Annotated in this window: 14 protein-coding genes; 4 read left to right on the top strand and 10 right to left on the bottom strand. The window is 45.1% G+C overall.

All coding sequences use genetic code 11. The features are described 5' to 3' along the window. Positions 1–360 (top strand): IS110 family transposase (locus H532_RS0106550; RefSeq protein ID WP_027724263.1); only part of this gene is annotated, 360 nt, incomplete at its 5' end. A gap of 149 nt (positions 361–509) precedes the next feature. On the opposite strand, the gene H532_RS0106545 is transcribed toward H532_RS0106550, so the two are convergent. From H532_RS0106545 to H532_RS0106530, 4 genes are all read right to left on the bottom strand, one after another. Further along, a complete protein-coding gene (locus H532_RS0106545; protein ID WP_027724829.1) occupies positions 510–1,382 on the bottom strand; it encodes a carbohydrate ABC transporter permease in 873 nt (290 codons plus the stop codon). A 67-nt stretch (positions 1,383–1,449) separates the two neighbouring features. Then, positions 1,450–2,769 carry an extracellular solute-binding protein gene (locus tag H532_RS0106540; RefSeq protein WP_027724828.1) on the bottom strand — a complete coding sequence of 440 codons (1,320 nt, stop codon included), beginning with the start codon at positions 2,767–2,769 and terminating at the stop codon, positions 1,450–1,452. Between the two features lie 122 nt (positions 2,770–2,891). Next, on the bottom strand, positions 2,892–3,665 hold the full coding sequence (locus tag H532_RS0106535; protein WP_027724827.1) for a response regulator transcription factor: 774 nt from the start codon (positions 3,663–3,665) through the stop codon (positions 2,892–2,894). Further along, a complete protein-coding gene (locus tag H532_RS0106530; protein ID WP_027724826.1) occupies positions 3,644–5,398 on the bottom strand; it encodes a sensor histidine kinase in 1,755 nt (584 codons plus the stop codon). The genes H532_RS0106535 and H532_RS0106530 overlap by 22 nt, the downstream gene beginning before the upstream one ends. 264 nt (positions 5,399–5,662) lie before the next feature. On the opposite strand from H532_RS0106530, the gene H532_RS0106525 reads away from it, so the two are divergent. After that, complete coding sequence (locus H532_RS0106525) at positions 5,663–6,235, top strand: cysteine hydrolase family protein (RefSeq protein ID WP_027724825.1); 573 nt, start codon at positions 5,663–5,665, stop codon at positions 6,233–6,235. Between the two features lie 372 nt (positions 6,236–6,607). Here H532_RS0106525 and H532_RS0106520 read toward each other — a convergent pair whose 3' ends face one another. The 4 genes from H532_RS0106520 to mvk all read right to left on the bottom strand — a co-directional run bounded on the left by H532_RS0106520 (position 6,608) and on the right by mvk (position 10,885). Next, entirely contained in the window at positions 6,608–7,663 is a 1,056-nt protein-coding gene (locus H532_RS0106520) for a phosphomevalonate kinase (protein ID WP_027724824.1), read from the bottom strand. Positions 7,664–7,685: 22 nt separating this feature from the next. After that, positions 7,686–8,660 (bottom strand): diphosphomevalonate decarboxylase, encoded by a 975-nt coding sequence (mvaD, locus tag H532_RS0106515; protein ID WP_027724823.1) that lies wholly within the window; start codon positions 8,658–8,660, stop codon positions 7,686–7,688. Positions 8,661–8,888: 228 nt separating this feature from the next. After that, positions 8,889–9,962, bottom strand: a complete 1,074-nt coding sequence (gene fni / locus H532_RS0106510; RefSeq protein ID WP_211231956.1) for a type 2 isopentenyl-diphosphate Delta-isomerase — start codon at positions 9,960–9,962, stop codon at positions 8,889–8,891. Beyond that, on the bottom strand, positions 9,917–10,885 hold the full coding sequence (gene mvk / locus H532_RS0106505) for a mevalonate kinase (RefSeq protein WP_038111704.1): 969 nt from the start codon (positions 10,883–10,885) through the stop codon (positions 9,917–9,919). Before mvk ends, fni begins: the two co-directional genes overlap by 46 nt. A 466-nt stretch (positions 10,886–11,351) precedes the next feature. On the opposite strand from mvk, the gene H532_RS18080 reads away from it, so the two are divergent. Together H532_RS18080 and H532_RS0106495 are read left to right on the top strand one after the other, a co-directional pair. Next, complete coding sequence (locus H532_RS18080; protein ID WP_051263186.1) at positions 11,352–11,747, top strand: hypothetical protein; 396 nt, start codon at positions 11,352–11,354, stop codon at positions 11,745–11,747. Further along, on the top strand, positions 11,744–13,099 hold the full coding sequence (locus tag H532_RS0106495) for a tripartite tricarboxylate transporter permease (RefSeq protein ID WP_027724820.1): 1,356 nt from the start codon (positions 11,744–11,746) through the stop codon (positions 13,097–13,099). Before H532_RS18080 ends, H532_RS0106495 begins: the two co-directional genes overlap by 4 nt. Positions 13,100–13,617: 518 nt before the next feature. On the opposite strand, the gene H532_RS0106490 is transcribed toward H532_RS0106495, so the two are convergent. Beyond that, entirely contained in the window at positions 13,618–14,241 is a 624-nt protein-coding gene (locus H532_RS0106490; protein ID WP_027724819.1) for a bifunctional 4-hydroxy-2-oxoglutarate aldolase/2-dehydro-3-deoxy-phosphogluconate aldolase, read from the bottom strand. A gap of 13 nt (positions 14,242–14,254) precedes the next feature. Beyond that, complete coding sequence (locus H532_RS0106485; protein WP_027724818.1) at positions 14,255–15,208, bottom strand: sugar kinase; 954 nt, start codon at positions 15,206–15,208, stop codon at positions 14,255–14,257. Positions 15,209–15,261: the final 53 nt, after the last annotated feature.

Below are 15,261 nucleotides of genomic sequence, written 5' to 3'. Positions count from 1 at the left end.
AGTTGCGCCGGTATTCTCGCCGAAATTGGCGACATTGAACGCTTTGAGAACCAAGCCGCAATCGCCAAATTTGCTGGATTGTTTTGGCCCCGTCACCAATCGGGTGACTATGAGGCGGATGACAAAATGCTTGCGCGTACAGGCAATCGTTATCTCCGGTATTACCTGGTTGAGGCTGCCAATCTGGTCCGGCGACACGAACCTGAATACCGCGCCTTTTACCAAAAGAAGTATCGTGAAGTGCCGAAGCACTCACACAAACGCGCCCTCGTCTTAACGGCAAGAAAATTGGTGCGCCTGATTGATGCGCTGCTCCGCAACGATCAAATTTATGCGCCGAAAAAGAAGGTGACGCGATGAAGTAACCTTCATCGATAACCTTGGTCATGTGGGCTTCCAGTTATTTACATTATACTGGAGGCTTGGTTTAGTGCACCCTTTTTTATGACATATGGCCAAAAGAATTTCCAATTCACTTGTTTTTAACACTTGACATCACACCGTAGGACTTAGTCATCGCTTTTTGTCTTTAAAAACTTTTGAATCAGCCACGTCGCGGCCATGCTAATCACCAAAAGGCCGAACCCGATCGCACTTCCATACCCAAAATTGAACTTGCCAAAGGCTTCTTTATACATATATGAAGCCATCACTTCCGAAGCATGTCCGGGCCCGCCGCCAGTCATAACGTAAATCAAATCAAAATATTTCAAAGAACCAACAACCGCAAGAATGACTAAAACTTTTAGAACACCCGAAATTAACGGGATTTTAATCTTGTAGGCAATTTGGAAGGCATTTGCCCCGTCAATGCGTGCCGCTTCGATCAGCTCTTCAGGGACATTAATGAGCGCAGCGTAAAGGATAATGATATAAAACCCGGCATATTGCCATACAATCGGAAGGAAGATGGCATATAAAGCGATTTTAGGATCGGCCAACCATAATGGTGTATGTTCAACACCAAGGGATGTTAATATGCTGTTAATCATTCCATTATTCGGGTCATAAATTTTGACCCAAAGCTGGGCAATGGCCACCGATGATAGCAGCATTGGGATGATATAAATTTTCCTTAGTAAATTGCTCCCCTTTAATTTACTTGCAAGAATTAAAGAAACGATTAAATAACCAATTAAACTAAGAACAGAAAACAAACCTAATAAAATCGAGTGCCACGTACTGGTCCAAAATAATTTATCATGGATTAAAGTGATGTAATTATCCAGACCAATAAATTTCATCTTCCCTACGCCGTTCCAATCGGTTAAACCATAATACCCACTTAAGACAATCGGTATATAAATTAAAATCAATACTAATATAAGAGAAGGCAATACATAGAGGGCAATAACGGATTTTCTCGACATGACGGTTTTCAAAATATCCCCTCCAAAGTGAATCAGGGGGGCGGATGTATGACTTTCGCCCCCTTTATAACGATCATGATTATTTTTTGGCTTCTTTAGCCAAGGCATCCGCTTGCTTTTGGGCGAACTCCTCAGGTGTCACTTGCTTACCAAACAGAGCGGTCATCATATCATGGTGTAATTCCGAAACATTCGGAGAGGCTTGCGTATCAAACCAAGTGGTCACATTAGACGCCTCATTGATATCTTTCAATACATCCAGATACATCGGATGAACGTTTAATCCATTTGTATTGACTTTTGTTGCAGGGAGAATGCCGGCTTTTTCTACCGAGCGCTTACCCCACTCTTTAACGAGGTATGCCGCAAAGTCTTTTGCCACATCCTTATGCTTGGAATTCTCCGCGACGAATGCCCCAAGCCCTGGGCCACCAACATAACTGTTGATATCGGTGCCCTTACCGCCTTCATACAGAGGGAATTTAAAATAGCCGACTTTTTCTTTAAATGCCTTAGAGGTATCCGGGCTCGTGGTGAAGTTTGGCAGTTCCCAAGTAGCCGTTAAAAACATAGCGGCTTTTTCGTTTAAGAAATAACCTTTGGCCTCATCATTGGAGAACGCGGTATTCCCTTTGACGAAGAAACCGTCATCGACGAGATTTTGCACTTCTTGAGCCGCTTTGACAATGGCCGGATCAGTCATTTTGACCTTTCCATTAATCACATCGGTTAAAATGGTCGGGCCGCCGATTCGGTCGGCCAAATACATAAACCACATGGATGCCGGCCAACCGTCTTTAGAGCCGACGGTTGCTGGAATGACTCTGTTTTTCTTTAATACTTCACCGGCTTGTTTTAATTCATCAAATGTTTTCGGTACATCAATATGATATTTTTTAAATATTTCCTTGTTATAGAAGATATAAGTGATATTCATTTCCATCGGTAGGGCATAAGACTTCCCGTCAAATGTATAAGATTCAACGGTACCAGGGACAAATTGATCTTTGAAATCCTTATTAATAATGTCATTCAGTGGTGTAAATTGACCTCCGGTGGCAAACGGTTCAGCAAAACCATTCGACCAGGTTAAACCCACATCTGGTAATTCATTTGACGCGGCCAAAACTTTAATTTTATCGCGATATTGGTCGGGATTGAGCACTTCAACATCAATTTTTACATTTTTATGTTTGGCCTCAAAATCTTTAATAATCTCATTGACCAGATTAAAGTAGGCTGGAGAACTCCCTTTGGGCCAATCATGCATAAATTTCAGGTGGATTTTTCCTCCACTTGCACTTCCATCACCGCTTGAGCCTTCCGACGAACATCCTGTTAAGACTATGCCAATCAAAAGGCATATTAAGGTGAAGGCCGTAAGCGCTTTCCTTTTTATCATAGGCTTTTTACCTCCTCATAAAATGCGACCTTATTAATAAAATAAAGCAGGAAGTTCCCATTAAAAAGGTCACAACCGTTAGGAATAATACCAGTATTTTTAGATAATTGAAAACGCCTTCACCCTTGTGTTTTTCGGTAAACATTCGGTGTGACACCTTCATAATGTTTAAAGACCTTAATAAAGTATTTCGTTGTTTTATATCCGCATGCTTCCGCGACATCGGAGATCGGTAAACTGGTTGTGATCAATAATTCTTTTGCCCGCTGCATGCGCCGCCGCATCACATAATCGCTAAATGTCATTTCCGTTTGCTCCTTAAAAAGGACACTGAAATAGCTCGGATTTAAGTGGATATGGTCGGCGACGTTTTTTAAAGAAAGGTCTTGATGAAGATGTCGGTCAATAAATTGTATGGCTTCTTGAATAGGAGAGTGGTCGGCAGTCTGTTTTTCGAGAACACGGACTAACTTGTCATCCATGACTTTTTCCATCACATCGGCTCTCTCATTTTTAATGGACAAGTCAATCGCCGTCTCCAACGTCTCAATTAATTGACGTTTTTCAATGGGTTTAACCAAATATCCGACTACTCCAAGTTCGATCGCTTGTTGTGCGTAATCAAATTCAGGATAGGCTGAAAAAATAATGGAAACAACCGATGAATTGAGCATTTTGGCTTTCTTCAGGAATTGTAACCCCGTTAATTCCGGCATGCGGATATCCGTCAATAAAATATGTATTTTATCGTTCTTCATCCTTTCAAGGGCATCTATGCCATTAGATGCTGTTAAAATCAAGTAGCGGCCATCCGCCCACTTTTCTAGCATTCTTTTTAATCCTTCCCGTGTTCTCGGTTCATCGTCAACGACTAAGATCGTTTTTTCGTACATGACAACTCACCCCTTAGTATGGGAATTTCTATAGTCACCTTCGTTCCCATATTACGTTTGCTTTCAATCATAAATATGTTTTCCGCCTGATCACTATAGTAGAAATCAAGCCGTTTTTTGACATTATAAAGCGCCATCCCTTTACCGTTTTCCGAAATTTTGCTCCCCGTATCCAAAGCCTCTTTGATCGCCTGTAGTTGATTTTCTTCTATCCCTGCCCCGTCATCCTGGACGATAATTTTTAATTGGCCATCGGAAACCTGTGTCGCTGATACGCTTATGGTACACGGATTTAACTGATTGCCCGACCCGTGAAGCACGGCATTTTCAACAAGAGGCTGTATTAATAATTTCGGGATTTTTACGGTTTGAAGCGTATCCGGTAATGATAAAGCCCATTTTATCCGGTCACCGAATCTAAATTTTATAATGTCTAAATAGTTTTCGATATGATTAAATTCATCCTCCAAAGCGACCCAATCATCGTCGGAGTTTTTACTAATGGTGTACCTGAAAAGGTTCGACATGGCGACAACAACATCCGCTAGCTCTTCTTCACCTTTTTCCTCTAAGCTCCAGCGCAAAGAATCCAAAGTATTATAAAGAAAATGGGGGTTGATTTGCGCTTGCAATGCCTTCAGTTCATTCAAACTCCGGATGATTTCTTTTTGGTAAACCATTTTGATTAAATGGTTGGTTTCTTTGGCCAGCTGATTATAAGTGCTGTTTAATTCTTTAATTTCATTGACGGTAATCGTTTTAGGGTTTGTCGCGAGAAGCCCTTCATTGGCCAGCCTCATCGTATTCGTTAACGTGATAATCGGTTTTGTAATAAAATTGGATAAAAACAATGAGAGGATAAAATAAATCGCAATACCTGCAAGCCCTGCCAAAATAATGCCTAATCTAATCCCCGACAAGCCTTTTGTCAGTGATTGAATCGGTGTTAGGATCAAAATAACAAATCCATCTTTCGAGCTTTGTTTTGTAACCATATAAGTTTCGTCCTGGATTTGCGTAGTTGACTTGTTTTTCAATGTTAAGGGGTTGATCTTACCAGGATAATTGGAAAAAATCGGTTCAAGTTTTTGGTCAAGTAATATCGTAAACTGATCCAGCTCATCGGCATTCATAACGGAAAAATAATCATTATTGACGCGGGCAATCATGTATCCAGCATTATTAAAATCTTGATTGATCAGATTAATTCTTCGAATAGCAAGGCAATAATCTGGATTTTTAGGATCTTTTCCAATCCATACTAAATTGCCCTTTGCTCGATCCGCCTCACGCACCCATTCAGGATGAATCCGATCAAACATATAAGGGTCATTGCTAACCGGTAAAAGCTGTTTTAGGTCTTTCGTATATAATTCAACAGAATAAACGCCCTTTGAGTTAATCAAGATGTTATTTACAATATGACCGAGTTTCTGTAATTCGGAAAAAGGCACCGGTTTATTTTTATACTCCCTTTCGAATTGGTCTTGAATGGTTTGATTGGTCAAAATGAACTTGGTCACGGTATCCAATTGTTCGAATAAAGAATCAATCCTTCCGCTTGCTTCAACCGCCGTTTGCCTAATTTGGTTCTCTGCATTTTTTTGAATAAGATCTGAAACCTGCCTTAATGTGACAGCGGTTACAATCGACAGAACGACAACCATCACCACAAGGAAAACAACGAGAATTTGGTTTCGTAATGTATTCCACTTACTTAATTTTTTTAACATCGTGTGTTGGTCCTTTCTGCGGTTTTGCTAAATTATGGAAAATGTTAAGATCATTTGATTGGGCACTTTTACATTTCGACAAACAAGCGAAAAGTACCTGGTGAAAGGTGCCGATTTCTACATGCTGGTAATTAGAAAGGTTACAATCGCTGGCAAGAGACTGCCTTCTTAAAATATACGGGGGACACGAACCTGGGTGCATCTTGATTAGGAAAGACGTTCCCGGAATGTTAAAATGGGAATATTGAAGGGAGTTGATTTAACATGAGGGATACGAATGGTAAAACGGCTCTTTTAGTCATGGATTTGCAAAACGGCATTGTTTCCCGCTATGCCGAAAACGAAAAAACACTCCTGCCTTTTCAAAAAGCCGTGCACGCGGCACGACAAAACGGCATTCCCGTAATTTTTATTCGCGTTGGGTTCAGCGAAGGATACCCCGAGGTGAGTCCAAACAACAAACGTTTTTCTCAGATCGCCGAATCAGGAGGCATGACACTTTCGGATACCTCCACCCAAATTCACGAATCGGTTAAACCCGAGGCCAATGAACCTGTCATCACAAAATATCGCATCAGCGCTTTCGCCGGCAGCAAACTCGAAGTCATCCTCAAAGCTCGTAAGATTGAAAAACTTATACTTTGCGGCATTGCAACGAGTGGGGTCGTTTTATCGACGTTACGGGAAGCCGCCGATAAAGATTATCTATTGACGGTCTTGAGTGACGCCTGTCTGGATTCCGATCCCGAGGTGCACCGGGTACTAATAGAAAAAGTTTTTCCGACACAAGCTGACGTGCTGACCGTGGACGAATGGATTGACACTTTGGGCGAATAAAACGTCGATACATTTTTTGTTTCTGTCTTATTCCCTTTTCTTACATAAAACTAGGCGACGCCGGCCTTTAAAGGCACGGACGTAACCTTCGTCCCATTGATCATAGCCTAAAACAAATCCATGCTTTCTAAATTGTACAGACGAAGAAGAGGTTAACCTTATAGGCAACCTCTTTTTATATTTAAGCAACCGCTTGTCCGTAAAACAGGGCCGGAATCCTCTTCTTTTTTTGCCGCTGACAAGAACTTAGACTGTTTCATTTGTTATCAAAAAAGGGGGGATCCCTCACATAAAACGATGGGTGGTCGTTGATTTCCACCAGCTATTTATTTTGTTCCTCGCTACTTGCTTCTGGCGATGTTTCCTTTTTATTCAATGAACGAACGGCAGCGGCTCAATCCCGGCCTCCCGCCATGCTTTATACAGCGAGGCAATGTGTTCTTCCCCTTTTAATAATGCAATACCGCAGTCACCGCCGCCGGCTCCCGAGGGCTTGCCTGCACCGCCGAATGACTCCGCGATATCCGCAAGACGTTTAAGCGCATCGGTCTCGATCGGGATTTTCGCTGCTTCTCCCAATTGAACCAAGGCTTTTCGGTTCGTTCTAAGCCCTTTGATCGCCGCTTCCGCATTGTTTTCGACAAGCCCTCCGACAAAGATAGAAACGGCTTGGGCAGATGCTTGCAAAAAAGTTTGATACACTTCCGGATGGTTCTTTTTAAAAACGTCCATTTTTTGTAAAAGCGAACCAGTGCCTGCTGGCGATTGCGTCCATCCGGCGCAAAAATGAAGCTGAGGCGGCACCGGTAACCGCTCACATGTAAAGTACGGCCACGGTTCATCAATAATCTCCTTGATCCTCATACCTTCGTTCAGTTTTTTGCTCATCCACGCGGGCCGAAACGAAGTATAAAGCAGGAGTCCGCCAAAAGTGCTGGCCGCAACATCCGCTCCGGAGCCGCTTCCTTGTCCCATAAAATGAGCAACAGCGGCTATTTTAAATACCCTTTCATCCGAATGTATGCCTGCTTTTTGCAAGAGCGCTTTGACAATCCCAGTCACAACCGCCGCACTAGATCCGAGGCCAAATTTTTTTCCGGTTGTGGCCTCGTCCAACTCGCTTTCCACGAGGATTGAAAAGGGCTCTCTTAATAGCGTATGATTGTCGCCTAAGTACTCGCAGACGGCTCGGAGCGCGTGTTTGATAAAATTTAATTTCGGATGTTCTATGCTGGTTTTTATGTCGTGGTGCTCGTAACGCCACGTGACATGATTTAAGCCAAGAGAAGGCAGCCGGAGGTAAAAATGATCGCTCGGCTCTAACGTCACGGTGACATATTTCGATACCGCTGTAACGACTGCGGGTTGATTTTCCAGGACGGCGTATTCCCCGGCAATAAAAAGTTTACCCGGCACTCTGACTTTCATAGAAAAACCTTCTTTCTCAAAATTAAAGGAGGGTCACACCAGGTCCGGGGCCGGATACGATGACATGCTGCACTTCCCGAAGGCGCAAAAGTTTTTCCTTAATCTGGGCGGCATGTGATGGTTCACAGAGAACAGCAACATTGGCTCCAGCGTCGATTGTAAAATAGGCTGGAATACCGGATTCTCGCAACGATTCGACTTCCCGAATGACCGCGATCGTGCCTTTTTGCCAATAAAGAAACGGGGGATCGGCACTGAGCATCGTTGCATGCATTCTTAAAGCGTTTCGTTCCGCCACTTTTCCTAATGTGTCTAAATCGCGATTTTGCACGGCGGCTTTGGCCTGAGCAAGATCCTCTTCAATCGTGTTGAGCCAGCTGTTATAAAAAGGCGATGTCGCCACGGTTTTTGCCATCCCCTCGCGGCTCGAAATTTTCTTTTGTTTGTCGGATACGGTCGCGATCAACAACGAAAGCGGCCAGTGTTCCGGCGGAGCAACAGGTTTGGCGTAAGAGTCGGAGCCGTCAAGCTTGACCCCTTTTTGCCATTCCACAAACCCGCCGTAGATTGAGCGACATGCCGAACCCGATCCCCGGCGTGCTAGCATGGATAAGGCCTTGCCGTCCAGCTCCAAACCGGCCGCCTTGGAGGCTGCACAGGCTAAAGCTGCAAATCCCGATGCTGAAGAGGCTAAGCCCGCTCCGGTCGGGAAGGAATTTTGGGACGTGACTTTCGCATGAATATTCATGCCGGCCATCTCCCGGACAATATCCAGAAAGCGGGAAACCTTAAGCCTGGCTTTTTCTTCAGCCTCTCGCCCATTCAATATCAGGATATCGTGATCCAACGCCGCATCAAACGCCACCGTTGTCGTCGTGTACAGCGCATCCAAAGTCACAGAAAAGCTGCTATTGTGCGGCAGCATCAATGTTTCGTCCCGCTTCCCCCAGTACTTGATCAACGCCATATTGCTATGCGCCTTCGCACTCGCTTGCAAACCCAACGCCTCCTTAAAGGGGGTCTCCTTAAAGGGGGTCTGTCCCCCACCGCTTTAAAGCATAAAAGACCCTTGATGCCCCAAGTGTTTTCGTTTCTTTTTCACCCTTTTCTGCGAAAGATTATATAAGGGGGTCTGACCCCCTATTTGTTATTTTCTGGATGAAAACTAGGTCTAAATGACCACGTATACTTTAATCCTTTAGTGTATTGGGGGTCTGACCCCCAATTAAAAAGGACCTCCAATTAAAGGGGTGTTTTTGAGTTGGTCGATGGTGCGGGCGCCGGCAAGGAACATGGCGACCCGGATTTCGTCCATGATCTGGGTGAGGAAGTCAATGACGGCTTGGGTGGATTTTGTGGCCGGCTCAAGGAGCGGCATGGCAAAGGCGGCCATATCGGCGCCGAGGGCAATGGCCTTGGCGACGTCTAAACCTGTGCGAATTCCTCCCGACGCGATCAGCGGATAACCCTTCGGCAGCGCTTCACGACAAAGCTTTAAACTCAGAGCCGACGGGATGCCCCAGTTACTGAAAACCTCCCCCAAGCGCCGCTTTCTGGGATCCGTGGCCCGCAATGCCTCAATGCTCGCCCAGGAAGTGCCGCCAGCACCGCTAATATCAATTGCCCGCACGCCGCGCCGTTCAAGTTCCATCGCCAACTGAGGCGCAATTCCACAGCCGACTTCCTTAACCAAAATTGGAAAATCAACGTTTTGGGTCACTTCCTCGATTTGATCCAACAAACCGCGGAAGTTCGTATCCCCTCCTGTTTGAATCACTTCTTGAAGGGGATTGAGGTGGAAAAACAATCCGTCCCCATCGATGAAGGCCACAGCCTCTTTAATATGTTTCACCGTTATGCCGTAGTTCAGCTGCACCGCTCCCATGTTGCCAAAAATCGGCACGTCAGGGGCGGCATCCCTCGCCACTTTAAATGATGGTAAAACTTCCGGATGTTCAAAAATAACGCGCTGGCTGCCGACAGCCATCGGTAACCGCAGCGCCTGCGCGGCCTCACCCAAGTGGCGATTAATCGTCTCCGCCTGTCCACCCCCACCGGTCATACTGGAGATGAGAAGGGGTGCGCCAATTTTCTTCCCAAGAAAAGTCGTCTCCAGTGAAACATCCTCAAGCGCCATTTCCGGAAGCGCCTGGTGTATAAATGAATACTGCTCATAGCCAGATGGAATTTTCATGGAAACATCATGCTTTAATCCAATTTCAATATGATCGCGTTTTCGGTTTGTAATCTCACTCATCGCAACATGTCCTTTCTTATCGTAAACAGCCAAGCGTCGCAAGCGCCTGCTTCCAACAACGCTGCTCTGATTTTTTTGGCCTCTAAGACGTCACGAGCAAGAGCAAACAGGCAACCGCCTTTGCCGCTGCCAGTCAACTTCGCTCCGAGCGCCCCCGCCTCCCGAGCTGCCTTAATCAAATGATCTAATCTCTCATGGCTGACACCGATGTTTGCCAATTCGTCCTGTGCCTCGTTAAAAATACGGCCAAGTGGCTCGATCGCACCGTCTATAAGCGCGCGTCTAGCCTCTTCCGCGAGTTCCCCAAGCCTGGAAAAGCTCTGATGCATCTTCTCCGGCGCTGACTGAAGACGCGTTTTAACGCTTTTTACGGCTTCAAAAGTATCTCCCTTAAGCCCGGAATCGGCCACAACCAGAGTCATTGGCGCGGCAACCGGAATCGGCAAAGGCTTCTCACCTTTCCGAAACCAAATCGCGTGTTCTGATGCGACTGCCTCCGCATCAAGGCCGCTCGGTGTACCGTGAGCAAAAACTTCGGAAATATTCACGAGTGCCATCAATGCATCATGTGAGGCGACCTTGCCAAAGTAGCGGTACAGCCCTCGAACGATGGCGCACGCCGCGGCAGCGCTTGACCCAAGGCCTCTTCCCAAAGGAAGATCTGAAGTAAGGCGTATCATGATGCCGAACGGTTCTCCATCAAGTTTTCTTATGGTTTCTTCCGCGCACTGGACGATCCCCTTCAATAGGTCAGGAGCATCCTGTACCGGTCCACTATAAAAACGGCAATCAATCGAAAGCGGCCCATCCGTCGGAAGGATCTCCGCCGTCACTTTTAAGCAGTCAAACGGTACGGCGATTGCAGGTTGTCCGTAAACAACCGCATGCTCGCCGATCAAAATCAGTTTGCCACCGGCTTGTCCTTTCACGGTTTGCGCCGCACTCTTCATTACCGGAACCTTCATCTATAACACTCCAACGATTCTACGTTTTGACGATATTTTCTCCATAGACAAACCATTTCACTCGTCACTCTATTATCATACCAGAACAATGCGAAACAAAGATATTCAGGACGCTTATCGGACATCTTTGCCTAACCGATTAAGTCGTCTCACTCGGATTTTTCCCAGCCTAAAGTCTAATACACTAACCTGAAAAACCGTTAAATTTGATTGGGGTTCGATTTAATGAGTGCATCCTAAAGTTGAGAGAAATAATTTTTTTCATTAAAAAAATTGATTTCTCAACATGGATTGATGAATCCCACATTCATTTGTGATTCCCTTTATTGTGAACCATGAAACATTTTTCGACCATGAAAGTTGATCCCCACATGTATTTGTGATTCGCTTCATTGGTCAATGACGCGGCTTATGTTACGATAAAGGTGCTTGACCCATACAACCATTCAGAAAGAAGTGCGTTGTTTTGAAAAAATCATTAACGAAAAATTATGTTGAAATATTGGGTGACACCGTCTCCCCTTATCATACTGTTTTATCCGTCATCATCAGCGTAGGTCTCGGCCTTGGCGGATTTTTTATAGGAAAGCGGTTATTTTCCGCCGCCAACCCGCAGACGGCGCAATCTTATGCCCTGCTCCTTGGCATTTTCGGCTGCGTGATCGCTCTCGTCATCACGTCGCTTTTATTTCATCCCAAGCGGATCCTGTCGGAAACGATGGAAAATGCTTTGGCGGAAGATTTTGATGTCGACCTGGAAGAAGAAAATGAAGTGATTCAGCGCGATCCCGCCATTCGCAAAGAAATGGAAGAGTTAGGTATTAAGGACTTGTTGACACGGAGAGGAGGCTCACGCCGATGAGTCTCATTTTGACGTCCATTCTGTTAGCCATAGTCGGCGGAGTGCTCTTCTCTCTGATAGGATTTGTGTCAGGGTCGGACGAAACGGCTACCATGGTGCCTTTTACCTTGCTCGTGATTTTACTTGACGCCCCGCCCGTTGCTGTTTTCTCGTTTTTCATGGCAGCGGTCATTTCCAAGCATTTAACCCATGCCGCTCCAACCGCGTTGCTCGGCATTCCCGGAGATACCATGATGGTCCCGCTCCTCGACTACACCGAAAACCTAAGAAAACTGGGCGTTCCGCACATCGCTTTAAGGAAAATGATTTCCGGCGGGGTAATCGGGGCTTTTATCGCGTTTCCGGTTTCTTTATTATTTGCCCAATTTCTTGGCCAATTTGCCGACTTTTTTAAAACATACACCGGCGTGATTTTTGCGGTGGCAACATCCATCATCGCGTATTTTTCAAAAGGGAAATGGGTCAGCGTCTTTTTGATCATACCGTTCGGCCTGTTCATACAAGGGTTGAATGGGGTCGCGATGAGCGTGTTGCATAAGGGTCTGGCCATCAGCTTCTTTTTGGGGATTGCCATCGGACCGATGTTTTCCGATATATTGATCGCTTTATCGAAAAGCGCAAGAAAAAGCGTGGTGCGAAACGAGCCAAAGGACTACCACCTTGCACCTGAAATCAAATCGTGGACGGGGTATTTTCCGAACCCGTTAAAAATTTTAACAGGGCTGCAAAAAGGGCTTGTGGCGATCGCCAGCTTTATCACATCATTGACATTCACCTTCAGCCCGACCGGCATGACCGCGTTGATGGGGGAACTTATCGGATCGCGCCTCAAGGGGTTTTATAAAAAGTCAACGACGACCCTCTCGGTAATGAACGGCGTGACGGAATCGACATATATTGCCGAGACAATCATTCCTTTGGCGGCGTTCGGGATTCCGTTAAGTCCTATGGCATTGGGACCGGCATCCCCGCTGTTCAACGCTCCGCCGGTATTCTCGACCAAACATAATCTTCATCACCTTATGTCGTATTGGGACTTTTTCATTTACGGAGCAATCGGACTCATCATCGGGGCTTTAATCGCTTACCCGCTAGTCATGAACTATGCCCGGAAAGCCACGGTCTTTATTTTGAAACATATCAGTCAGGAAGCGATCATCGGTATGTTTGTCGCCATCGTTTGCGTGATCGCATTTTACGAAGGCGGATTAGTTGGCCTTTTTGTCACTTTCACGGTGGCATCCGTCGGCGGCCTATTGAACCGCATCCTCGGCGTCAGTTCCGGTGTGCAGTTCATGATTTATTACAGTTCCTCCTGGCTGATGGCAACTCTCATCGGTTTGGGCGCTTAACAGCGGGGGTTTGCTGTATCGATGCCTTCACTGCTGAAGACGTCCCTTTTGTATGAGGCTTTATATTGGAGAAAACGCCATCCTTGCTTCGATGGCGTTTTCTTCCGTACATATTTGCAGTTGAGTCAAGTCATATTTTAGATAGACTCAAATCCTGGCGTTCCATTTGTGGTTTATGAATGACAAAGGCAGTCGTCATGGAACCATTAGAGCGAATTGAATTTTCGAGGTCCTTAAACGCAGAGCAAACATTCATACGGACAACAACACCAGTGCAGAGTCCCTACGCCCTGTCTTTAAAAGCTGGGCGGGGTCATTGCCCAGATAGAAATCGATTTATTACTACTCGTATTTATTAAACGATAAAATGACCTATTATCCCATAAAGAGTAAAAATATTTTCTCATTTCGATCGTTAAGTAGGTGTAATTACATTAAAAAGATTGGCAGTACAAAGAGAGATAATTTTCATACCACCTCGTTGATTGATTATTCATAAACAAGACAAACGTCTGTTCCTAATCTACAGCCGCTCGAAATTTTGCAGCAAGTTCCCTCATCTCTTTTAAGCGGGATTGGGTTACACCTTGTTTTAAATTAACAAGGGAACTGCCTAAACCGACGGCTACAGCGCCGTTTTTAAAATATTCCCGAACATTATCCAAATTCACACCACCGGTCGGCATTAAAGGAATATGTGGTAGCGGGCCGTGTACGTCTTTTAGATAACTCGGTCCTAATATATTTGCTGGAAAAACTTTTATAATATCTGCGCCGCTTTCATAAGCTGTGAGAATTTCAGTTGGCGTCATCGCCCCCGAAATGCTAACAACATTATACCGCTTTGTTAATTTGATCGTCTCCGGATTAACAATGGGGGAAATGATGAATTTAGCACCCGACAATATCGCTACTCTAGCGGTTTCGGGATCTAACACTGTTCCCGCCCCTACCAATATATCATCAAAGGCACTAGCTACCTGCTCAATCATTGATAAAAAGCCTGGTGTTTCCGCAGTAATTTCTAAGATATTAATGCCGCCTTCCCGCAATGCACTTGCCACATCAACAATATTCGATGGGCTTGCCCCACGAATAACAGCGACGAGTTTGTTATCATATATGAATATCAATGTGCTCATTTCTAATTCCTCCTTAGCGATTGACGTCTTTTTGGTAGGATCCGCTGATAAACCTCTCCAATTTTTCCCTTTCAGGAAGGCCTTCAATATCGCCATTAATTTGGGTAACCATTGCTCCTACCGCGCAAGCCCTCTTAACCGCTTCAACAAAAGTAAGTCCATCAAGGAGTCCTGAAATGAAGCCAGCGGCAAACCCGTCTCCCGCACCCACAGGGTCTACGACACGCTCAACAGGAAATGCTTTGACGAAACCGGATTCTTTGTTTGTTTTATAATAAGCTCCCTCAGCTCCCAGCTTAAGGACAACACTACCGACACCATGATCAAGGAATTGTTGTGCCATATCCTCGGGTTCATATTCTCCAAACAGGACCATTGCCTCATCCTGACCTGGTAATACAATATCAACATTAGAAATAATATCAAGCAACACTTCTTTTGCTTCTTTTTCCGACCATAATCGCCGACGCATATTCGGATCAAAAATCACAGTAACGCCATTTTTTTTGGCCATTTCTATTGCGGCATATACTGTTTCTTTGCAACCCTCACTCAAAGCCGGTGTTATGCCGGTGAGGTGGAGATATTTGGCCTGAGCAATATATGCCTCATTTAAATCAGAGGGTTTCATCCGGCTCGCGGCGGAATCTTTTCTGTAATATTGAATATTGATTTCTTTGTCCGATACGATTTCTTTAAAATAAAGACCTGTCGGTGCCGAAGAATCAAAACTCACACAACTGACATCGACACCTTCACCACGAATAAAATTTAAAATCTTCTTACCAAACTCATCTTTACCTAGGCGGCTCATCCATCCACATTGATGGCCAAGCCGTGCCAATCCGATGGCAACATTTGATTCAGCTCCCGCAATTTTCAAAGAAAACATCGACGCATAGCGCATGTACCCTTGAGTTATGGGAGTAAATAAAGCCATGCTTTCTCCTAGTGTCACTACATCCATAAATAAATCCCTCTCATTTGATTGCACAAGCAGTCTTTTTTTCTGTTAAATAG

Origin of the sequence: Tuberibacillus calidus DSM 17572 (genome assembly GCF_000430685.1) — a bacterium.
GTDB lineage: Bacteria > Bacillota > Bacilli > Bacillales > Sporolactobacillaceae > Tuberibacillus > Tuberibacillus calidus.
Note: the sequence above shows the minus strand (reverse complement) of the source record. Positions and strands in the feature narration are given on the sequence as shown.